At 66.5% G+C, this 728-nt stretch carries 1 protein-coding gene; it reads right to left on the reverse strand.

Features of this window, described 5'->3' with window-relative positions; genetic code table 11:
- On the reverse strand, positions 1-728 hold a 728-nt coding region (locus A5625_RS29055; RefSeq protein WP_197516046.1), incomplete at both ends, for an FUSC family protein.

Here is a 728-nt window from a genome sequence, read left to right on the forward strand (position 1 = left end):
CTCCGATCACGGCACCGATCGCGGTCTCTTCGATCCGCATCATCAGCACCCCGAACGAGAATTGGCCGAGCAGGCCGTAGAGCAACGCCAGCATGGTGGTGATCCAGAACGTCATCAGGCTGTAGGTGACCGTCATGAAGTAGAAGGCGCAGAACAGGCACACGAAGATTCCGGCGAGCGCGGCGGTCTTGTGACCGGTGAGCAGGGTGGCGACCAGCACGCCGCACGGCACGCCGAGCAGGGTGCCGAGTAGGCGTTGCCAGCCCTTGGTCAAGGTTTCGCCCCAGGAGTTGGTGCCGGCGAAGATGACGAACGCGGCGATCACCGCCCAATACCAGCGCGCCGGCGATACCAGTTCGCCGACGACGATGGCCAACGAAGCGGCGATCGAGACCTGGATGGCTTGCCGGGTGGTCGGCAACAACCCGGTGGTCTGGTCGTCCTCGGTGGCCTCCTCGGACCCGGCGTCCTCGGGCGCCGGCGGGCGCCCGCTATCGGCGTCGTCAAGCGGTCGGCCGGTGGTTACCCGGTCGATGACCGCCCGCACGTCGGAAGTTGCTGTCGCGGCGTTGATTATCGCCAGCACGAGGCGGCGTACGGCAGTGCTCCCGGCGTCATCGAGCGCCGGAACTCCGGCCTTCGAAGCCGAGCCGGCCTGCTCGGCCAATTCTCGTTCGGGGTGCTGATGATGCGGATCGAAGAGACCGCGATCGGTGCCGTGATCGGAG

This window comes from Mycobacterium sp. 1465703.0 (assembly GCF_001672975.1).
In the GTDB taxonomy this organism is placed as follows: Bacteria; Actinomycetota; Actinomycetes; order Mycobacteriales; family Mycobacteriaceae; genus Mycobacterium.